Consider the following 20,466-nt stretch of genomic DNA (forward strand, 5'->3'; position numbering starts at 1 on the left):
TAGGACCGTGGTCACTCAGGGGCGGGGCTTGGCGCGTCTCGTCGGGACCGCGCGGGCGGGGTCCTCGGGCCACGGGTGCTTGGGGTAGCGGCCCTTGAGCTCGCTGCGCACGGTCGGGTAGCCGGTGGTCCAGAACCCGGCCAGGTCCCCGGTGGTGGCGACGACGCGCCGGGCCGGGGACAGCAGCTCCAGCCGCAGCGGCCGGCCGGCGACGGTGGGGGTCTCCGACCAGCCGAACGCCTCCTGCACCCGCATGGACGCCGTCGGGCTCTCCGGGTTGGCGTAGTCGACCCGGTGACCGGTGCCGCCGGGCACCACCACCTTCTCCGGCACCGCCTCCTCCAGGGTCCCGGCGACCTGCCAGGGCACCAGCGCCCGCAGCGCGGCGACGACGTCGAGCCGGCGCAGGTCGGCCCGGCTGCGCGCGGCCTGCACCTGGGGGGTGGCGCCCAGCGCGCTGCGCAGCGCGCCGTCGTCGACGTCGGGCCACGGGTCGCCCAGGCCGGCGTGTGCTGCGGCCAGCCGTTCCCGCAGCGACGTCGCGGCCGGGGTCCAGCGCAGCAGCGACAGGCCCTCGGCGCGCAGCCCCTCGGCGACGGCGGCGGCCACCAGGGCCGGGTCCGGGTCGGGCAGCGGGCGCTCGGTGAGCACGATCGCGCCGAGCCGCTCGACCCGGGCGGCCCGCACGTCGCCGTCGCGCCAGAGGACCTCGGGGCCGTCGGTGTGGTCGCCGGCCTCCAGCGCGGTGCCCTGGTCGAGGGCGACGGCGAGCCGGACCCGGGCGTCGCGTCGGCCCGGGGCCCGGTCGGCGGCGGCGACGGCGATCCACTCGGCGCCGGCCAGTGCCGTCCCCTGCGGCAGCTCGGCGCCGGTGCCGGCGGCCAGCAGGTAGGTGCGTTCGGTGCGCGGCCGGCGGCGGGCCAGCCACTCCGGGTGCGCGAGCGCGGTGACCAGCCCGGCGGCCTGGTCGTCGGTGAGGTCGGTCCGCCGGACGTCGGGCACGGCGCGCTCCAGCCGGGCCACCTCGTCCCGCCATGCGCCCGAGTCCCGCCCACCCCGGCCTCCCCGCGCCTCGCGGAGCGCGGCGACCAGGTCGTCCGAGCGCGGGCTGCTGTCGGCCGACAGCAGGGCGACCACCTCGGCGGCCCGGCGCCGGCCGGCCAGCGGGGCGCCGTCGACCAGCGCCCGGGCCAGCCGGGGGTGCGCGCCGACCGCGGCCAGCCGGCGGCCGCGGTCGGTCACCCGGCCCTCGGCGTCGACGGCGCCCAGGGTGCGCAGCGTCTCCCCGGCCACCGTCATCGCCGCCTCGGGCGGCGGGTCCAGCAGGGCGAGGCCGGTGCCTCCGGGGGCGCCCCAGGACGCGAGTTCCAGGGCGACCGCGGTCAGGTCGGCGGTGGCCATCTCCGGCTCGGGGGCGGCGGGACGGCGGGCGTGCTCGGTCTCCGACCACAGCCGGTAGACCCGGCCCGGGCCCTCCCGCCCGGCCCGGCCGGCGCGCTGCGTGGTGGCGGCCTGCGAGGCCGGCACGGTCACCAGGGCGCCCAGCCCGCGGGACAGGTCCACCCGCGGCGTGCGGGCCAGGCCCGCGTCCACGACGACCCGGACGCCGGGGACGGTCAGGCTGGACTCGGCGACGTCGGTGGCCAGCACCACCCTCCGTCGGGGCCCGGAGGTCAGCGCGGCGTCCTGCTCGGCGGCGGGCAGCCGACCGTGCAGCGGCCGGACGTCGACGTCCAGCCCGCCCAGCCGGCGCTGCACCCCGCCGATCTCCGCGGCGCCGGGCAGGAAGACCAGCACGTCGTGGTCGGTCTCGGTGAGCGCACGCCGGACGGTGTCGGCGACGGCGTCCAGCAGCCGGGGGTCGACCCGGGTGCCCAGCGGCGGCTGCACCGGCGGCCGCGGCGGGCACCAGACGGTCTCGACGTCGAAGAGCGCACCGGTCGCCTCGACCACGGGGGCGTCCCCGAGCAGGGTGCTCAGCCGCTGCGCCTGGGCGGTCGCCGACATGGCCAGCAGTCGCAGCTCCGGGCGCAGCGTCGCCCGGACGTCGAGGGCGAAGGCCAGTGCCAGGTCGGTGTCGGTCTGCCGCTCGTGCACCTCGTCGAGCACCACGGCGTCGACCCCGGGCAGCTCGGGGTCGGCCTGCAGTCGGCGCAGCAGCAGGCCGGTGGTGACGACCTCGACCCGGGTGGCCGCCGACCGCCGGGACTCCCCGCGGACGCTGAAGCCGACCCGGTCGCCCACCCGCTCACCGACCAGCGCGGCCATCCGGCGGGCGGCGGCGCGGGCGGCCACCCGGCGGGGTTCGGCGACCAGCACGGTGCCGCCCGCGGCCAGCTCCAGCGGCACCAGCGAGGTCTTGCCGGTGCCGGGGGGAGCGACCAGCACCGCGGTGCCGTGGGCGGTGAGGGCGGCGGTCAGTTCCCCGAGGACGGCGCGCACCGGCAGGTCGGTGCCGGGCGTCCCGGGAGGTGGCAGCACGCCCCCAGTGTGGCCGCCCCGCCCCGCCCCGGCCCCCGACGAGGGAACGGGCCCGGCAGCTGGTTGGGCAGCGCAACCCGGGATGCCCGGAACCAGACCAGCCGATAGACAGACGCCATGACCGTGATCGGCTTCCACGCCTCGCACGAGCAGATCCCACCGCGGGACCTGCTCGCCGCCGTCCAGCACGCCGAGCAGGTCGGCTTCACCGCGGCCATGTGCTCCGACCACTTCGAGCCCTGGAGCGTCCGGCAGGGCCAGTCCGGGTTCGCCTGGGCCTGGCTCGGCGCCGCGATGGCCACCACCTCGCTGCCCTTCGGGGCCGTCAACGCCCCCGGTCAGCGGTACCACCCGGCGGTCATCGCGCAGGGCATCGCGACGCTGGACCAGATGTTCCCGGGCCGGTTCTGGATCGCCCTGGGCAGCGGCCAGCTGATGAACGAGCACATCACCGGCGGCAAGTGGCTGCGCAAGGAGCAGCGCGACGCCCGGCTGCGCGAGTGCGTCGACGTCATCCGCGCCCTGCTGGCCGGTGAGGAGGTCACCCACGACGGGCTGGTCACCGTCGACCGGGCCCGGCTGTGGACCCTGCCCGAGCAGCAGCCCGCGTTGATCGCCCCCGCCGTCACCCCGGACACCGCCCGCCGCGGCGCCGACTGGGCCGACGGCCTGATCACCATCAACCAGCCGCACGACCGGCTCCGCGAGGTCCTCGCCGCCTACCGCGACGCCGGCGGCCAGGGCCCGGCCACCCTGCAGCTGCACCTGTCCTGGGCCCCGGACGCCGACCAGGCCATGGAGACCGCCTACGACCAGTGGCGCTCCAACGTGCTGCCCCCGCCGCTGTGCTGGGAGCTGGAGGGCGCCAAGAGCTTCGACCAGGTCGCCGCCCTGGTCAGCCGGGAGGACGTCGCCCAGGCCGTGCGGGTGTCCGCCGACCTCGGGCAGCACGCCGCCTGGATCGCCGAGTACGCCGAGCTGGGCTTCGACCGGGTCGTGCTGCACCACGTCGGGCAGACCCAGACGCCGTTCCTGGACGCGTTCGGTGAGCACGTGCTCCCGCAGCTGGACGTCGAGGCGCCCGAGCCGACGCTGGCGATCGACCCGCCCGGCCCGCCCGGGCCGCGCCGCCCCGAGCAGGAGCCCCAGCCGGCCGTGCTGGCGTGAGGATCACCGACACCGCGGACCTGTGGTGGAAGAACGCGGTCCTGTACTGCCTGGACGTCGAGACGTTCATGGACTGGGACGACGACGGGGTCGGTGACTTCACCGGCCTGGCGCAGCGGCTGGACCACCTGGTCGACCTCGGCGTCACCTGCCTGTGGCTGATGCCCTTCTACCCGACCGCCGAGCGCGACGACGGGTACGACATCACCGACTTCTACGGCGTGGACCCCCGGCTGGGGAACCACGGCGACGTCGTCGAGGTCATCCGGACCGCGCACGACCGGGGCCTGCGGGTCATCGCCGACCTGGTCGTCAACCACACCTCCGACCAACACCCCTGGTTCAAGGAGTCCCGGAAGTCGAAGGACAACCCGTACCGCGACTGGTACGTCTGGCGCTCGGACACCCCGCCGGACACCAGCGACCAGGTGGTCTTCCCCGACCAGGAGGACTCGATCTGGGAGCTGGACGAGAAGACCGGCGAGTACTACCTGCACCAGTTCTACAAGTCCCAGCCCGACCTCAACGTCACGAACCCGGTGGTCCGCGACGAGATCGCCAAGATCGTCGGCTTCTGGACCCAGCTGGGCCTGGACGGCTTCCGGATGGACGCCGTCCCCTTCCTGCTGGACACCTCCGGCAACGGTGACGGCGAGGCCGGCCGGCTGCCCGACCCGCACGCCTACCTGCGCGACATCCGGGCGTTCCTGGACCGCCGCACCAACGGCGGGATCCTGCTCGGTGAGGTCAACCTGCCCTTCGAGGAGCAGCTGACGTTCTACGGCGGGACCGACGGCGACGAGCTGACCATGCAGTTCGACTTCATCGGCATGCAGGCCACCTACCTGTCGCTGGCGCGCGGTGACGCCGGCCCACTGGTGACCGCGCTGCAGGGCCGACCGACGACGTCCCCGGACTCGCAGTGGGCGACCTTCGTGCGCAACCACGACGAGCTCACCCTGGACAAGCTGACCGAGGACGAGCGCCAGGAGGTCTTCGCCGCGTTCGGTCCGGAGCCGGAGATGCAGATCTACGACCGCGGCCTGATCCGGCGGCTGCCGCCGATGCTGGACGGCGACCCGCGGCGCATCCGGATGGTCTACAGCCTGCTGTTCTCCCTGCCCGGCACCCCGACGCTGTTCTACGGCGAGGAGATCGGGATGGGGGAGGAGCTGTCGGTGGGCAGCCGGCTCGCCGTCCGCACGCCGATGCAGTGGACCTCGGGCACCAACGGCGGGTTCTCCCGGGCGAAGGCCGCCAAGCTGCCCGGCCCGGTGGTGACGGGGGGCTATGCACCGGAGTTCGTCAACGTCGCCGACCAGCGCAAGGACCCGGACTCGCTGTTGTCGTTCTTCCGGAGGTTGATCAGCCGCCGGCGGGAGTGCCCGGAGCTGGGCTGGGGCGACTTCCAGGTGCTCGAGCAGCCGCACAGCGCCGTCCTGGCGCACCTGTGCTCCTGGGACGACGGGGCCCTGGTCGCGGTGCACAACCTGGGCGCGGAGCCGGTGACGGTGCCGTTGCAGCTGGCCGACTGCGGGCCCGAGCACCTGCTCGCCGACCTGCTCGTCGACGGCACCACCGCGATGGACGCCGACGGCTGCGCCGAGCTGACGCTGGAGGGCTACGGCCACCGCTGGCTGCGGGTGGTGGCCCCGGGGACCCGGCGGATCCGCTGAGTACCCGGGTCGGCATGTCGACACGTCGACATGCCGACCCGGCACCGGTGCTTGCCGCTCTGGCACGCTGGGGCGGTGAGCACCTCCGAACCGGCCCTGGACGTCGTGCTGGCCGGGGTCGGCCCACGGCTGCGGGCGCTGCGGCTGCGCAAGGACCTGACGCTGACCTCGCTGTCGGCGACCACCGGCATCTCGGTGAGCACGCTGTCCCGGCTGGAGTCCGGTGGCCGCAAGCCCACCCTGGAGCTCTTGCTGCCCATCGCCCGGGCGCACGGTGTGGCCCTGGACGAGCTGGTCGGGGCACCGCCGGTGGGCGACCCGCGGGTGCGCTCGGCGCCCATCGAGCAGCACGGCATGGTCATGTGGCCGCTGTCGAACCAGCCCGGCGGGCTGCAGGCCTACAAGCTCCTGGTCAGGCCGGGGGAGCCGCGGGCGGAGCCGGAGCAGAAGGTGCACGAGGGCTACGACTGGCTCTACGTGCTGTCCGGCCGACTGCGGGTGGTGCTGGGCGAGCACGACCTGGTGCTCAAGCGCGGCGAGGTCGCGGAGTTCGACACCCGCACACCGCACTGGTTCGGCGCCGCCGACGACCGGCCGGTGGAGCTGCTGGCGCTGTTCAGCAAGCAGGGGGAACGGGTGCACGTCCGTGCCCGCCCGAAGGGCTCGGCCTGAGCTGCACGCTGGGTCACCGGGCGGGCGCGCCCCGCACCGACGTCCCGTGCGGGAGTCGCGGGTGACCGACCCTCCGGCGGACCTCCCGGGGGTGTCGGGGGTCCCGCCTACGGTCGCCGCGGAGGTGCCACCCATGACCGAACGACCGCTCGAGCAGACCCCGCGGCCGCTCCCGACCGCGCCGCCCTTCCCCACCGACCCCCCGCCCGCCGTGGGGGAGACCGCCGAGCCGCCCTACGACCCCGCCGCCCCACCCCTGCCGACCGCGCCGGTGCCCGGGCCGCCCCCGCGCCGGGCGGCCTCGGTGCAGCCCCGGGTGTCCTTCGTCCGGATGGGCCCGTGGGCACCGGTCGCCGGCGCCGTGCTGGGCCTCGTGGTCGGCCTCGTCGTCGTCCTGGTCGGTCTCGCGCCGGTGGACCTGTCGTTCGCCCAGCGGCTGGCCTCGGTGTTCCTGTGCCTGGGCCTGGCGCTGCTGGGTGCCGGCGGGGTGCTCTTCGCCGACGAGGTGCGGGTCCGCCGGCGCAGCGTCGGCGCGCAGTCGGCCGAGGTCGTGGCCGGCCTGCTCAACGGGCTGACCCCGGCGCGCTTCCTGGTCGGCTCGGCCGGCTTCGTGCTGCTGCTGGCGGCGTACGTCGCCCGTTGACGGTCCGGGGCCGTTCCGCCGGGTCGGTCCGTGACAACCTGACCGGCGTCCCGACCGCCGTCCCTGGAGGCCCCGTGCCCGTCCCGTCCCTGGCCCCCGGCCGCACCGCACTGGTCGTCGTCGACCTGCAACGCGGACTGGTCGGCCGCGACGTCGCCCCGCACCCGGCCGACACGGTCATCGAGAACGCGCTCCAGCTGGCCGAGGCGTTCCGGGCGGCGGGCGGCACGGTCGTGCTGGTGCGGACGGAGCCCCGGGAGGGTGCCGGGCAGCCGGTGGACGTCGGGGGCGGCCCGCAGCCGACGATGGGCGACGTCGTCGACGAGCTGCGGCCCCTCGGTGACCTGACCGTCGTGAAGCACACCTGGGGCGCCTTCCACGGCACCGGCCTGGACGCCGGGCTGCGTGCCCGCGGGGTCGACACCGTCGTGCTGGCCGGGCTGACGACGAACCTGGGCGTCGAGTCCACCGCGCGCGCCGCCCACGAGCACGGGTACGCCGTGGTCGTGGTGGAGGACGCGATGAGCAGCCTGGACGCCGCGATGCACGAGTTCGCCGTGGGCCGGGTCCTCCCGCTGCTGGCCCGCGTCACGACGACGACCGCCGCGATCACCGCCCTGACCGCCTCCGCCTGACACGACCCCGGGCTCAGCCGAAGGCCTGGAACCCCAGCTGGAGGGCCAGACCCAGGCCGACGACGGCGATCACCCGGCGCAGCACCGTGCCGTTGACCCGGCGGACCACCCGCGGGCCCAGCCGCCCGCCGACGAAGAGCCCGATCGCCAGCGGCAGCGCCGACCACCAGGCGATGTCGGCGAAGACCGCGTAGCCCAGCGCCGCGATCCCGTTGGCCGACCCGACGACGACGTTGCGCAGCGCGTTGCCGCGCGGCACGGTCTCCCCGGTGGCCAGCAGAAGCAGCGCCAGCATCAGCACGCCGGCGGCCGCACCGAAGTAGCCGCCGTAGACGCCCACCGCGCAGGTCGCCGCGGCCAGCCCCCAGGTGTGCCGGCGCGGGCGGTGGGCCTGCGCGACGGCGCCCTCGACGGCCAGCTCCCGCGGTGGGCGCTGCACCAGGATCGCCAGTGCGGCCGCCCCGATGAGGAAGGGCACCACCTTCTCGAAGACGCCGTCCGGGGTGGTCAGCAGCAGCACCGCGCCGATGACGCCACCCACCGCGGCGGCCGGGACCAGCAGCAGGACCCGGCTCTTCTGCCCGGTCAGCTCGACCCGGGAGGCACTCGCGGCACCCAGGGCGTTGGTGATCAGCGCGACGGAGTTGGTCACGTTCGCCGTCACCGGGGGCAGGCCGGTGGCCAGCAGCGCCGGGTAGCTGACCAGCGAGGCCATCCCGGCGATGGAGCCGGTCAGCCCACCGCCGACGCCGGCGACGAGCAGGAAGAGCCACTGCCAGACGCTCACCGGGTCACCAGCACCACGATGGCGACGACCCCGAGGACGACGATCGCGGTCCGCAGCACCGTCGAGGGCAGCCGCCGGCCGTAGCGGGAGCCCAGCCAGCCGCCGACCAGCGAGCCGGCGGCCACCAGGCCCGCGGCCCGCCAGTCGATCCGGTCGGTGGCGACGACGACGTAGGTGACCGCGGCGACGGCGTTCACGCCCAGGGTCAGCACGTTCTTGATCGCGTTGAGCTGCTGCAGGGAGTGCGGCAGCAGCAGGCCGAAGAGCCCGATCTGCAGCACGCCCTGGCTGGCGGCGAAGTAGCCGCCGTAGGTGCCGGTGGCGTAGGCGCTGCCGAACAGCGCCGCGGTGCGGCCGGGGCCGACCCGGTCGGTGGGCGAGGGGCCGGTGCCGGTGCGGCGGCGGGCCAGCCACCGGGCCAGCAGCGGCTGGGTCGCGACCAGCACGACGGCGAGCGCGACCAGGCCGGGCACCACGGCCTCGAAGGCGGAGGCGGGCAGGTGCAGCAGCAGGAACGCCCCGGTCAGCGCGCCCAGCACCGAGGCCGGCAGCAGCGTCAGCACCAGCCGGCGCTGCCCCCGCAGCTCCCGCCGGTAGCCGATGGCGCCGGTCAGGTTGCCCGGCACCAGGCCCAGGGAGTTGGACACGGTGGCGGTCACCGGGGGCAGCCCGACGGCCAGCAGCACCGGGAAGGTCACCAGCGTGCCGGACCCCACGACGGCGTTGATGGAACCCGCGGCCAGCCCGGCGAGGGCGACCGCGACCATCTCCCACCCGCTCACGTCGGCATCGCCGCGAGCGTCGCACAGGACCCCGCTGTGACCGGGCACACGGTTGCCCCGGTCAACGGGTCAGTCCTTGCGGCCGGCCTCCACCAGGCGGATGACCGCCGTCCCCTCCTCGTCGGAGGCCTCCAGGTCGACCTCGACCTCGAAGCCCCAGTCGTGGTCACCGGCCGGGTCGTCCAGGATCTGGCGCACCCGCCAGAGGCCGGGCTCGGACTTGTCGATGACCAGCAGTGCCGGGCCGCGGGCGTCGGCGCCGGTCTCGACGGTGGCGTGCTCGGCGAAGTAGGCCTGCACGACCTCGCCCCAGGCGTCGGCGTCCCAGCCGGCGGCGGCGTCGAGCTGCCCCAGGTCGTACCAACGGCGGCGGGCCCACAGCTCGACCCGGCGGAAGAGCTGGTTGCGCACCATCGCGGTGAACGCGCGCTCGTTGCCGGTGACCGGCCGCGGCCGGGCCGGGACGGCGACCGGGGCGTCCAGCGGCGCCGAGGGGTTGGTGAGCTCCTCCCACTCGTCCAGCAGCGAGGAGTCCACCTGCCGGACCAGCTCGCCCAGCCACTCGACGATGTCGGTGACGTCCTCGGTCCGGGCGTCGGCGGGCACCCCCGAGCGCAGTGCCTTGAACGCATCGGACAGGTAGCGCAGCACCGCACCCTCGGAGCGGGTCAGCTGGTACTCGTTGACCAGCTCGCGGAAGGTGAACGCCTTCTCCCACATGTCCCGGACGACGGACTTCGGCGAGAGCTGGGCGTCCGCGGCCCACGGGTTGCCCGCCCGGTAGGTCTCGAAGGCGTACTCCAGCAGCTCCTCCAGCGGCTTGGGGTACGCGATCTCCTCGAGGAGCTCCATCCGCTCCTCGTACTCGATCCCCTCGGCCTTCATCTGCGCCACGGCCGCGCCCTTGGCCTTGTTCAGCTGGGCGGCCAGGATCTGCCGCGGGTCGTCCAGGGTGGCCTCGATGACCGAGACGACGTCCAGGGCGTACGTGGTCGCCCCGGTCGAGTCCGGCACCGACGGCGAGGGGTCGGTGGTCGTGGGGTCCAGCAGCCCGATCGCGGCCAGCGCGAAGGTGGACAGCGGCTGGTTCAGCGCGAAGTCCGGCGGCAGGTCCACGGTCAGCCGGTAGCGCCGTCCGTCGGGCTCGGGGACCTCGAGCCGCTCGACCACCCCGGCGGTCAGCAGCCCGCGGGTGATGCCGATGGCCTCGCGGACCAGCCGCAGCTGGCGCTTGCGCGGCTCGTGGTTGTCGGTGAGCAGGTGCTGCATCGCCGCGACCGGGTCGCCCGGGCGGGCCAGCACGTTGAGCAGCATGCTGGTGGAGACCCGCAGGTGGCTGCTCAGCGGCTCGGGCTCGGCGGTCACCAGCCGCTGCTGGGTGGCCTCGCTCCACGGCACCATGCCCTCGGGGGCCTTGCGGCGGACCAGCTTGCGACGCTTCTTGGGGTCGTCGGCGACCTTGGCGAACTGCTTGAGGTTCTCCACTTCGTGCTCGGGCGCCTGGACGACGACCGTGCCCGCGGTGTCGAAGCCGGCCCGGCCGGCGCGCCCGGCGATCTGGTGGAACTCGCGGGCGTTGAGCAACCGGGTCCGGGTGCCGTCGTACTTGCTCAGCGCGGAGAACACCACGGTGCGGATCGGCACGTTGATGCCCACGCCCAGGGTGTCGGTGCCGCAGATGACCTTGAGCAGACCGGCCTGGGCCAGCTGCTCCACCAACCGCCGGTACTTGGGCAGCATCCCGGCGTGGTGCACGCCGATGCCGTGGCGCACCAGCCGGGACAGCGTCGTCCCGAAGGCGCTGGAGAACCGGAACCCGCCGATCAGGTCGGCGATGGCCTGCTTCTGCTCCTTGGTGGAGACGTTGACGCTCATCAGCGCCTGGGCCCGCTCCAGGGCCGAGGCCTGGGTGAAGTGCACGACGTAGACCGGGGCCTGCCAGGTGTCCAGCAGCTCCTGGATCGTCTCGTGCATCGGGGTGGTGGCGTAGTAGTGCGTCAGCGGGACCGGGCGCTCGGCGTTGGCGACCAGCGCGGTGTCCCGCCCGGTCCGCCGGGTGAGGTCCGCGCGCAGCTCGGTGGTGTCGCCCAGCGTGGCCGACATCAGCAGGAACTGCGCCTCCGGCAGCTCGATGAGCGGGACCTGCCAGGCCCAGCCGCGGTCGACGTCGCCGTAGAAGTGGAACTCGTCCATGACGACGAGGCCGATGTCGGCGCCGGCGCCCTCGCGCAGGGCGATGTTGGCCAGCACCTCCGCGGTGCACGCGATGATCGGGGCCGAGGCGTTGACCGAGGCGTCCCCGGTGAGCATGCCGACGTTCTCCGCGCCGAAGACCCCGCACAGCGCGAAGAACTTCTCGCTGACCAGTGCCTTGATCGGTGCGGTGTAGAAGCTGACCCGGTCGGCGGCCAGCGCCGCGAACAGCGCCCCGGTGGCCACCAGCGACTTGCCCGACCCGGTGGGGGTCGCCAGCACCACGTTGGCCCCGCTGACCAGCTCGATCAGCGCCTCCTCCTGCGCCGGGTACAGCACGGTGCCCGAGCGGGCGGCCCAGCCGGCGAACCGCTCGAAGAGCCCGTCGGGGTCGGTGCCCAGGTCCAGCAGGTCCAGCAGGTCGGCACCGTCGTCCAGCAGTGGGACGGCGGTGTCGGAGGGCAGCGCGGTGGCCGGTTCGTCAGCGGGGGAGAGCGTCATCGTGGGGAACAGCGTCCCCTACGGCCCAGACGTTCCCGCGCCAACTCCCCCACGCCAACTCCTCCACGCCAACGCCCCCGCGTTCGGACGACGGGACCCCGGGTAGCCGCCCCGCACGACGCGAGACCAGCGCGCCGGCAGCACCGCAGCACAGGAGGACCCCGTGAGCGAGCCCCGTCCCGACAGCCAGCCCGCCCAGCAGCAGACCCCGCCCGGGACGCTGGGGCAGATGGACCCCCAGCCCGACCACGGTGAGGAGAGCTACCGCGGCTCCGGCCGGCTCACCGGCAAGGCCGCCGTCGTCACCGGGGGCGACAGCGGCATCGGCCGCGCCGTGGCGATCGCCTTCGCCCGGGAGGGCGCCGACGTCCTCATCGCCTACCTCGACGAGGACGACGACGCCCACGACACCGCCCGGTGGGTGGAGGAGGCCGGCCGCCGCTGTGTGCTGGTCCGCGGCGACCTCGCCGACCGCGCGCACGCCAAGACCGTCGTCCCGAAGGCGGTCGAGGAGTTCGGCAGGATCGACGTGCTGGTCAACAACGCGGCCTTCCAGATGACCCGGGAGTCCCTGGAGGAGACCCCCGACGAGGAGTTCGACCACACCGTCGCACTGAACCTGGGGGCGATGTTCACCCTGTCCAAGGACGCCGTGGCGCACATGGGCGCGGGCGGGTCGATCATCAACAGCTCGTCGGTGAACTCCGACATGCCCAGCCCGACGCTGGCCGTCTACGCGATGACCAAGGCCGGCATCGCCAACTTCACCGCCAGCCTGGCCCAGCTGTACGCGGAGAAGGGCATCCGGGCCAACAGCGTCGCGCCCGGCCCGGTGTGGACGCCGCTGATCCCCTCGACCATGCCGGCGGAGAAGGTGGAGTCCTTCGGCGAGCAGGTGCCGATGGGCCGCGCCGCCCAGCCCGCCGAGCTCGCACCGGTGTACGTGCTGCTGGCCAGCGACGAGGCCAGCTACGTCTCCGGTGCCCGGGTGGCCGTCACCGGGGGCAACCCGATCCTCTAGCCGGCGCGCACCGCTGCGGCGACCTCGGCGATGTCGGCCGGCCGGACCCGGCAGCAGCCGCCGACCAGCCGGGCGCCCGCGGACAGCCACGCGGAGACGTCACCGACCCCGGGCGTGCCCGTCCACGCCCGGGCGTCGGCGTCCCAGGCCTCGCCACTGTTGGGGTAGACCACCACCGGCTTGCCGCTGGCCACCCGCGCCCACACCACCGCCGGGACGACGGCGGCCGGGTCGGTGCAGTTGACGCCCACGGCGACCACCTGCTCCACCCCGCGCACCATGCCCAGCACGTCGGACAGCAGCTCCCCGCGCCGGGTGCGGGCCACGCCGCCGGCCCCGGTCACCGCCGACACCGAGAACCACGCGGGGACGTCGAGCGCGGTGACCTCGGCCAGCAGTGCCTCCACCTCGGCCGCGGCGGGCAGCGTCTCGCAGGCCAGCACGTCCACCCCGGCCTCGGCCAGGGCCTGCAGCCGGGGCCGGTGGAAGGCACGGAGCTCCTCGACCGTCACCTCGTCGACGTACGCGCCGGTGTACTCCGAGCCGTCGGCCAGGTACGCCCCGTACGGGCCCACCGACCCGGCCACCCAGCCCTCGGGCGCCCCTTCGCGGGCCAGCTGCACCGAGCGGGCGATGAGCGCCCGGGCCTCGTCGGCGTCGATGCCGGCGGCGGCGAAGCCCGGCACCGTGGCCTGGTAGCTCGCCGTCGTCGCCACCTGGGCGCCGGCCGCGGCGAACGCGGCGTGCGCGTCCCGGATCGCGCCCGGGTCGTCGCGCAGCAGCCGGGCCGACCACAGCGCGCTGGTCACGTCGTGCCCGCGGGACTCCAGCTCGGTGGACAGCCCCCCGTCCAGGACGACGGGACCGGTGGACAGTGCGGCGGCGAGGGTCGGGGGCACGGGAGGATGGTCCCGTGCCCACCGACGACGCCTCCGGCGACCTCCCGGTCACCGCCCGGCTGACGGTGCCCGCGGCGATGCTGGGCTGGCGGTTCAGCCGGTCCTCCGGGCCGGGCGGGCAGGGCGTCAACACCGCCGACAGCCGGGTGGAGCTGTCGGTGCGGGTGCTGGAGGTCCCGGGGCTCACCGAGCACCAGCAGGCCCGGCTCGCGGAGCGGTTGGGGTCCCGGCTGGTCGACGGCGTGCTCACGATCGCGGCGTCCGAGCACCGGCAGCAGCTGCGCAACCGGGAGGCCGCCCGCGCCCGGATGGCGATGGCGATCGGCCAGGCGCTGGCGCCGCCGGCCCCGCCGCGGCGCAAGACCAAGCCGACGCGGGGGTCCAAGGAGCGGCGGATCACCGCGAAGAAGCAACGCGGTCAGCTCAAGAAGCAGCGCGGCACCCTGGACTGAGCCCGGCTCAGTGCCAGTCGAACGCCTCGGGTGACCCGGGCCACCAGCAGGGCTCGCCGTCGGCACCGCGGGCCCACAGCCGGGCCACCGCGCCGTCGACGACCACCGCCCGCTTCTCGTCGCGGACCAGCGACGTGCAGCCCATCGGCGGCATCGGTGCCTCCTCGGCCGAGGGCGCGGGCTCGTCGGGCAGGTGCACCCGGGTCAACACGGTCCGGGTGCCCAGGAACGTCCCGGTGGCCTCGTGCCGGACGTCCAGCACGGCCGGTCCGGGGCCGGGCCAGTCGCCGAACACCGGACCGGCCGCGATCAGGCCCTCGGCCGCGGCCAGGTCCTCGGCGGCCCAGGCGTCGGTGTCACGGGTGTCGTAGCGGGAGCGCGCCACGCCGGCCATGCTGCCCGGTGGGGTGAGCGGGTCAGGAGGCGGCGAGGTGCACCCGGCCCGGACGGGCCACCCGGCGGTCCCCGCGGCCGGGGACGGCCACCTCGCGCAGTTCGTGGGTCGCCACGTCGTGCACGAAGCCGCGCACCGCCTCCGGGTAGAGCAGGAAGGCCGAGCGCCGCAGCCGGCGGACCGACTGGGCGACGTCGGCCTCCAGGTCGGTGAAGGACTCGATCGCGAAGGACGGCGCGACCCCGGAGTCGGCCAGCAGCTCGGCGCGGAACCCGTCGTCGGTGATCTTCTGCATGCCGCAGTCGGTGTGGTGCACCAGCACGACCTCGACGGTGCCCAGCCGGCGCTGGGAGATCGCCAGGGACCGCACCACGTCGTCGGTGACGACGCCGCCGGCGTTGCGCAGCACGTGCGCCTCGCCCGGAGCCAGCCCCAGCACGTCGAAGAGGTCCAGCCGGGAGTCCATGCACGTCACCACGGCCACCCGCAGCCGCGGCTCGATCGGCAGGTCGGCCGGTGCCTGGGCGGCGGCCCAGCTGCGGTTGCGGACGACGAGGTCCTCGGTGGCGGTCACGGTGTGGCTCCTCGGGGTGCGGCGGTGCTGTCCTCCTGGTCATCGGCACGGCCTGGACCAGGCACGATCCCCAGGACGGGGGAGCGCACGACCGTCCCCCGACACCGGTGAGGTCCCCGGAACGCGACCTTGACGCGGTGGTCTCCACCCCGACACGGGCGGCCCGCAGGCTCCCCCCGTGACCACCTCCGCGCCGTCCCGCACCCGGACGACGCAGACCCACTGCCCGTACTGCGCGCTGCAGTGCGGGGTGACGATGACGGCGGGGGACCGACCGGCCACCCTGGTGCCGGCGGACTTCCCGACCAACCGCGGCGGGCTGTGCTCCAAGGGCTGGTCGGCGCCCGAGCTGCTGGACCACCCGGAGCGGTTGACCCGTCCGCTGGTCCGCGCCGTCCCCGGCGACCGGACCTCGGCGTTCGTGGAGACCAGCTGGGACGCCGCCCTCGACCTGGTGGCCGCCGCGATCGGCCGCACCCAGGCCGCGCACGGCCGGGACGCCGTCGGCTGCTTCGGCGGTGGCGGGCTGACCAACGAGCAGGCCTACCAGTTCGGGAAGTTCGCCCGGGTGGCGCTGCGCACCTCCCAGATCGACTACAACGGCCGGTTCTGCATGTCCTCGGCGGCCGGCGCGGCCAACCGGGCGTTCGGCCTGGACCGGGGGCTGCCGTTCCCGCTGGCCGACATCGGCGACGCCGACGCACTGCTGCTGGTGGGCAGCAACCCGGCCGACACCATGCCCCCGGCGATGCAGTACCTGGACGCCTCCCGCGAGCGCGGCGGCCGGCTCTTCGTCGTCGACCCCCGCCGGACGGCGACCGCCCGCGCCGCGGAGCTGCACCTGCAGGCCCTGCCGGGCACCGACCTGGCGCTGGCCAACGGCCTGCTGCACATCGCGATCACCGACGGCCTGGTCGACGAGCAGTACGTCGCCGCCCGCACCACCGGCTGGGACGCCGTCCGCGCCGGGGTGCAGGCGTACTGGCCCGACCGGGTGGAGCGGCTGACCGGGGTGTCGGTGGCCGACCAGCGCCGCACGGTCCTGGCTCTGGCCCGGGCCGAGAACGCGGTGGTGCTGACCGCCCGCGGCGCCGAGCAGCACCGCAACGGCACCGACACCGCCCAGGCGTGGATCAACCTGGCCCTCGCGCTGGGCCTGGTCGGCCGACCGGGCAGCGGCTGGGGCACCGTCACCGGCCAGGGCAACGGACAGGGCGGGCGCGAGCACGGCCAGAAGGCCGACCAGCTGCCCGGCTACCGGATGCTCGCCGACCCCGTGGCCCGGGCACACGTCGCCGGCGTCTGGGGGGTCGACCCCGACTCCCTGCCGCAGCCCGGCAAGAGCGCCTTCGAGCTGCTGGACGCCCTGGGCCGGGAGGTGCGCACCCTGCTGGTGCTCGCCAGCAACGTCGCGGTGTCGGCGCCCGACGCCCGCCGGGTGGTGCGCCGGCTGGGCGACCTGGACTTCCTCGCCGTCAGCGACTTCTTCCTCTCCGAGACCGCCGAGCTCGCCGACGTCGTCCTGCCCAGCGCCATGTGGGCCGAGGAGGACGGCACGATGACCAACCTGGAGGGCCGGGTCATCCGCCGCCGCAAGGCCCTGGACCCGCCCGGCGAGGCGCACGACGACCTGGCCCTGCTGGCCGACCTGGCCGACCGGCTCGGCGCGGGCGCGCACTTCAGCGCCGACCCGCAGACCGTGTTCGCCGAGCTCGGCCGGGCCAGCGCCGGCGGCAAGGCCGACTACGCCGGCATCACCTGGGAGCGGGTGGACGCCGAGCAGGGCGTCTTCTGGCCCTGCCCGACCCCCGACCACCCCGGCACCCCGCGGTTGTTCCTCGACCGCTTCCCGACGCCGGACGGCCGGGCCCGCTTCGTCCCCGTCGACCACACCGACGCCCACGAGACCCCGGACGACGCCTACCCCTACGTGCTCACCACCGGCCGGGTGATGGCGCAGTACCAGTCGGGCACCCAGAGCCGGCGCAGCCGCAGCCTGCAGCTGGTCGCCCCGGCCCCGCGGGCCGAGCTGCACCCCGACCTGGCCGCCCGACTGGGCATCGCCCACGACGACGTGGTCGAGCTGACCACCCGGCGCGGGGCGGCCCGGTTCACCGCCACCGTCACCGACGCGATCCGGCCCGACGTCGTCTTCGCGCCCTTCCACTGGGGCGGCGGGTCCAGCGCCAACGCGCTCACCGACGCGGCCCTGGACCCGATCAGCCGCATGCCGGCCTTCAAGACCTGCGCCGTCGCCGTCGCCCGCGTGGGCGGACCCGTCGAGCAGGTGCCCGCCCCCACGTCCCAACCCGTGCCCCTCGTCCTCGAGACCGCACCCCGCACCCCGCTCACCCCGTCCCGGAGGAGAACCACAGCCGTGAAGAGCACCCCGAGGTTCCTGCAGGGCGTCTTCCCGATCGTCGGGGAGGGCCTGACCAAGCCCGGCCCGGTCGACCCGGCCCTGACCTACACCGTCCCCTCCGGGGCCAGCGCCCAGGCGCTGTACTTCCGCGGCGGCAACTCCACCGCCGAGCTGGTCTACGTGCTGCTGGTGCGCGACGGCGAGCCGGTGCGCTGGTTCCCGATCGGGGCCAAGGGCGACGTGCACGTGCCGCTGCGGGTCGTGGAGGACCTGCCCGGCGGCAGCGTCGTCACCCTGCACGTGGCCGCCCCCGAGGGCGTCACCGGCGAGCTGGTCGTCGACCTCGGGCTGGTGGAGGTCTGATGACGGTCCTGGAGAACGCGGTCCTGGGTGGCCGCCCCGCCGGGCTCACGACCCTGGCCTTCGACGAGACCGACACCCGGGCCCGGGTCGTCGTGGTCGGCAACGGCATGGCCGGGGCGCGGTTCGTCGAGGAGGTCCTGGACCGGGACGGCGGCGAGCACTTCGCCCTCACCGTCTTCGGCGACGAGCCGCACGGCAACTACAACCGGATCATGCTGTCCCCGGTGCTGGCCGGGGAGGCCGACGAGGCCGACATCGTCCTCAACAGCCACGACTGGTACGCCGAGCGGGACGTCGACCTGCGCGCCGGCGTCCGGGTCGAGCGGATCGACACCGCGGCCAAGGTCGTGCACGCCGCCGACGGCACCGCCACGCCCTACGACCACCTGGTGCTGGCCACCGGCAGCCACTCCTTCATCCCGCCGATGACCGGCGTCCGCACCGCCGACGGGTCGCTGCTCGACGGCGTCGTCGGGTTCCGCACCATCGACGAGACCCGGCAGATGCTGGCCGCCTCGCGCACCCACCGGAAGGCCGTCGTCATGGGCGGCGGGCTGCTCGGGCTGGAGGCCGCCCGCGCCCTGCAGGCGCAGGGCATGGAGGTCGAGCTCGTGCACGCGATGGGCTGGCTGATGAACGCCCAGCTCGACGTCGAGGCCGGCGGGGTGGTGCGGCGCAGCGTTGAGGAGCTGGGCATCACGGTGCACACCGGCGCGATGGCCACCGAGGTGCTCTCGGCCCGGGTGCAGGGCACCGACCGGGTCGCCGGGGTGCTGCTCAAGGACGGCCGGCGGCTGGACTGCGACCTGCTCGTCGTCGCGGCCGGCGTCCGCCCGCACACCGACGTCGCCGTCCGGTCCGGCATCGAGGTCGAGCGGGCGGTCCTGGTCGACGACCACCTGGCCACCGACGTGCCCGACGTCTACGCGATCGGCGAGTGCGCCCAGCACCGCGGCACCGTCTACGGCCTGGTGGCCCCGGCCTGGGAGCACGCCACCGTGCTGGCCGACCGGCTCACCGGCACGGACCCCGACGCTGCCTACACCGGCTCCCGGACGGCGACCAAGCTCAAGGTCGCCGGTGTCGACGTCGCCGTGATGGGGGTCAGCACCCCCGAGCGGGACTCCGACGAGTTCCTGGTCATCTCCGAGCCCAAGCGCGGGGTGTACCTGTCCGTCGTCGTCCGCGACGACCTGCTGATCGGCGCGACGTTGGTCGGCGACACCCGGAAGGTCGCCTTCCTGACCCAGGCCTTCGACCGCGGGACGCCGCTGCCGCCCGAGCGGATCCGGCTGCTGGTCGACCTGTCCGACGGCGACGCCGAGGTGGGCGTCGCCGAGATGCCCGCGGACTCCCAGGTCTGCAACTGCAACGGGGTCTCCAAGGGCGCCATCTGCGGCGCGGTCGCCGAGGGCTGCACCTCGCTGCCGAAGGTCATGGACGCCACCCGGGCCGGCAAGGGCTGCGGTTCCTGCAAGGGCCTGGTGCAGAAGATCATCGAGTGGGCCGCCGACGGCGAGCTGACGGTCGAGGAGTCCGCGTCCTGGTACGTGCCGGGGGTGCCGATGCCGAAGTCGGAGCTGATCGCGGCCATCCGCTCGGAGGACCTGCGCAGCGTGTCCGCCGTCTTCGAGCGGCTGGCGCCCGGCGGCGCCGACGACGCGAAGTCCAAGATGGGGCTGGTCAGCCTGCTGCGGATGGTGTGGGGCAGCGAGTACGTCGACGAGCCCGACGCCAAGTTCGTCAACGACCGGGTGCACGCCAACATCCAGCGCGACGGCACGTTCTCCGTCGTCCCGCAGATGAAGGGCGGGGTGACCACGCCGGCCCAGCTGCGCAAGATCGCCGACGTCGCGGAGAAGTACGAGGTGCCGATGGTCAAGGTGACCGGCGGCCAGCGGATCGACCTGCTCGGCGTCCGCAAGGAGGACCTGCCGAAGATGTGGGCCGACCTGGGCATGCCGTCGGGCTATGCCTACGGCAAGTCGATGCGCACGGTGAAGACCTGCGTGGGCAGCGACTTCTGCCGGTTCGGCCTGGACGACTCCACCCAGCTGGGCATCGACCTGGAGACCCGCTTCCAGGGCGTGGAGAGCCCGGCCAAGATCAAGATGGCCGTGGTCGGCTGCCCGCGGAACTGCGCCGAGGCCTACGTCAAGGACGTCGGCGTCGTCGCGGTCGGGGCCGGCCGGTGGGAGGTCTACGTCGGCGGCGCCGCCGGTGCCTCGGTGCGCAAGGGCGACCTGCTGGCCACCGTCACCTCGACCGAGGAGGTGATGACCCTGGTCGGCCGCTTCCTGCAGCTGTACCGGGAGAACGGCAACTGGCTCGAGCGCACCTACGACTTCGTGCCCCGCTGGGGCCTGGACCGGGTCAAGGAGACCCTGCTCGAGGACGCCGAGGGCATCTGCGCCGACCTGGATGCCGGCATCCAGCGCTCGATCGACGCCTACACCGACCCGTGGGCCCAGGACCTGGCGACGCCGTCGTCCCCCGGGCAGTTCCGCACGTCGCTGCCGCTGACCGTGCTGCCGCAGGTGCCGGTCCGATGACCACGGCCCTGCAGTCCCACGTCGTCGGGCGGGTGGACGAGGTGCCGGTGGGGGAGGGCCGGGCGTTCACCGTCGGCGACACCTCGGTGGCGGTCTTCCGGCTGCGAGACGGGTCGCTGCGCGCGGTCGCCGCGTCCTGCCCGCACGCCGGCGGCCCGATCGCCGACGGCCAGTCCGACGCCCGGGTGGTCGTCTGCCCGCTGCACCTCAACGCCTGGCGCTGGGACGGCACCCCCACCACCGGCGCCGCCCCGCTGCCGGTCTACGCCGTCCGCGAGCAGGACGGCGACCTCGTCGTCGAGGTCTGACCAC

Annotated in this window: 17 protein-coding genes; 10 read left to right on the forward strand and 7 right to left on the reverse strand. The window is 74.8% G+C overall.

Annotation, left to right across the window (positions count from 1 at the left end; genetic code table 11):
* Positions 1 to 15: 15 nt before the first annotated feature.
* Entirely contained in the window at positions 16 to 2,481 is a 2,466-nt protein-coding gene (hrpB, locus tag ASG41_RS06870; protein ID WP_056291680.1) for an ATP-dependent helicase HrpB, read from the reverse strand.
* Positions 2,482 to 2,598: 117 nt separating this feature from the next.
* On the opposite strand from hrpB, the gene ASG41_RS06875 reads away from it, so the two are divergent.
* From ASG41_RS06875 to ASG41_RS06895, 5 genes are all read left to right on the forward strand, one after another.
* Positions 2,599 to 3,648 carry a TIGR03885 family FMN-dependent LLM class oxidoreductase gene (locus ASG41_RS06875; protein WP_056291683.1) on the forward strand — a complete coding sequence of 350 codons (1,050 nt, stop codon included), beginning with the start codon at positions 2,599 to 2,601 and terminating at the stop codon, positions 3,646 to 3,648.
* Entirely contained in the window at positions 3,645 to 5,324 is a 1,680-nt protein-coding gene (locus ASG41_RS06880) for an alpha-amylase family protein (protein WP_056291686.1), read from the forward strand. Before ASG41_RS06875 ends, ASG41_RS06880 begins: the two co-directional genes overlap by 4 nt.
* Positions 5,325 to 5,399: 75 nt before the next feature.
* Positions 5,400 to 5,996 carry a helix-turn-helix domain-containing protein gene (locus ASG41_RS06885; protein WP_056291855.1) on the forward strand — a complete coding sequence of 199 codons (597 nt, stop codon included), beginning with the start codon at positions 5,400 to 5,402 and terminating at the stop codon, positions 5,994 to 5,996.
* 133 nt (positions 5,997 to 6,129) lie between these two features.
* Positions 6,130 to 6,639, forward strand: coding sequence for a hypothetical protein (locus ASG41_RS06890; protein WP_056291689.1), 510 nt, complete (start codon positions 6,130 to 6,132; stop codon positions 6,637 to 6,639).
* Positions 6,640 to 6,713: 74 nt separating this feature from the next.
* The gene (locus ASG41_RS06895) at positions 6,714 to 7,274 is read left to right on the forward strand and encodes an isochorismatase family protein (RefSeq protein ID WP_056291691.1); all 561 of its coding nucleotides are present in this window, start codon (positions 6,714 to 6,716) and stop codon (positions 7,272 to 7,274) included.
* Positions 7,275 to 7,287: 13 nt separating this feature from the next.
* On the opposite strand, the gene ASG41_RS06900 is transcribed toward ASG41_RS06895, so the two are convergent.
* The 3 genes from ASG41_RS06900 to ASG41_RS06910 form a co-directional block, all read right to left on the reverse strand.
* The gene (locus tag ASG41_RS06900) at positions 7,288 to 8,061 is read right to left on the reverse strand and encodes a sulfite exporter TauE/SafE family protein (RefSeq protein ID WP_056291694.1); all 774 of its coding nucleotides are present in this window, start codon (positions 8,059 to 8,061) and stop codon (positions 7,288 to 7,290) included.
* Positions 8,058 to 8,843 (reverse strand): sulfite exporter TauE/SafE family protein, encoded by a 786-nt coding sequence (locus tag ASG41_RS06905; protein ID WP_056291858.1) that lies wholly within the window; start codon positions 8,841 to 8,843, stop codon positions 8,058 to 8,060. The genes ASG41_RS06900 and ASG41_RS06905 overlap by 4 nt, the downstream gene beginning before the upstream one ends.
* Positions 8,844 to 8,912: 69 nt before the next feature.
* Complete coding sequence (locus tag ASG41_RS06910; protein ID WP_056291697.1) at positions 8,913 to 11,537, reverse strand: RNA helicase; 2,625 nt, start codon at positions 11,535 to 11,537, stop codon at positions 8,913 to 8,915.
* Between the two features lie 163 nt (positions 11,538 to 11,700).
* On the opposite strand from ASG41_RS06910, the gene ASG41_RS06915 reads away from it, so the two are divergent.
* On the forward strand, positions 11,701 to 12,558 hold the full coding sequence (locus tag ASG41_RS06915) for an SDR family oxidoreductase (protein WP_235564592.1): 858 nt from the start codon (positions 11,701 to 11,703) through the stop codon (positions 12,556 to 12,558).
* Here ASG41_RS06915 and mmuM read toward each other — a convergent pair.
* Positions 12,555 to 13,457 carry a homocysteine S-methyltransferase gene (mmuM, locus tag ASG41_RS06920; RefSeq protein ID WP_056291700.1) on the reverse strand — a complete coding sequence of 301 codons (903 nt, stop codon included), beginning with the start codon at positions 13,455 to 13,457 and terminating at the stop codon, positions 12,555 to 12,557. The genes ASG41_RS06915 and mmuM overlap by 4 nt on opposite strands.
* Positions 13,458 to 13,471: 14 nt before the next feature.
* Here mmuM and arfB point away from each other — a divergent pair, with 14 nt between their 5' ends.
* Positions 13,472 to 13,909: an alternative ribosome rescue aminoacyl-tRNA hydrolase ArfB gene (gene arfB, locus ASG41_RS06925; RefSeq protein WP_082556667.1), complete on the forward strand. Its 438-nt coding sequence runs from the start codon at positions 13,472 to 13,474 to the stop codon at positions 13,907 to 13,909.
* Between the two features lie 7 nt (positions 13,910 to 13,916).
* Here arfB and ASG41_RS06930 read toward each other — a convergent pair whose 3' ends face one another.
* Both ASG41_RS06930 and ASG41_RS06935 read right to left on the reverse strand, forming a co-directional pair.
* Positions 13,917 to 14,294 carry a hypothetical protein gene (locus tag ASG41_RS06930; protein ID WP_157519123.1) on the reverse strand — a complete coding sequence of 126 codons (378 nt, stop codon included), beginning with the start codon at positions 14,292 to 14,294 and terminating at the stop codon, positions 13,917 to 13,919.
* 31 nt (positions 14,295 to 14,325) lie between these two features.
* Positions 14,326 to 14,877, reverse strand: a complete 552-nt coding sequence (locus ASG41_RS06935) for a carbonic anhydrase (protein WP_056291707.1) — start codon at positions 14,875 to 14,877, stop codon at positions 14,326 to 14,328.
* A gap of 178 nt (positions 14,878 to 15,055) precedes the next feature.
* Between ASG41_RS06935 and ASG41_RS06940 the strand changes: the two genes are divergently transcribed.
* From ASG41_RS06940 to ASG41_RS06950, 3 genes are read left to right on the forward strand one after another with little or no spacing between them, the layout of a single operon-like run.
* The gene (locus ASG41_RS06940; protein ID WP_056291711.1) at positions 15,056 to 17,602 is read left to right on the forward strand and encodes a molybdopterin oxidoreductase family protein; all 2,547 of its coding nucleotides are present in this window, start codon (positions 15,056 to 15,058) and stop codon (positions 17,600 to 17,602) included.
* Positions 17,602 to 20,154, forward strand: coding sequence for a nitrite reductase large subunit NirB (nirB, locus tag ASG41_RS06945; protein WP_082556668.1), 2,553 nt, complete (start codon positions 17,602 to 17,604; stop codon positions 20,152 to 20,154). Before ASG41_RS06940 ends, nirB begins: the two co-directional genes overlap by 1 nt.
* Positions 20,151 to 20,462: a Rieske (2Fe-2S) protein gene (locus ASG41_RS06950; RefSeq protein ID WP_056291714.1), complete on the forward strand. Its 312-nt coding sequence runs from the start codon at positions 20,151 to 20,153 to the stop codon at positions 20,460 to 20,462. The genes nirB and ASG41_RS06950 overlap by 4 nt, the downstream gene beginning before the upstream one ends.
* The last annotated feature ends 4 nt before the right edge of the window (positions 20,463 to 20,466 follow it).

It is taken from the genome of Modestobacter sp. Leaf380, from assembly GCF_001424485.1.
Taxonomy (GTDB): domain Bacteria; phylum Actinomycetota; class Actinomycetes; order Mycobacteriales; family Geodermatophilaceae; genus Klenkia.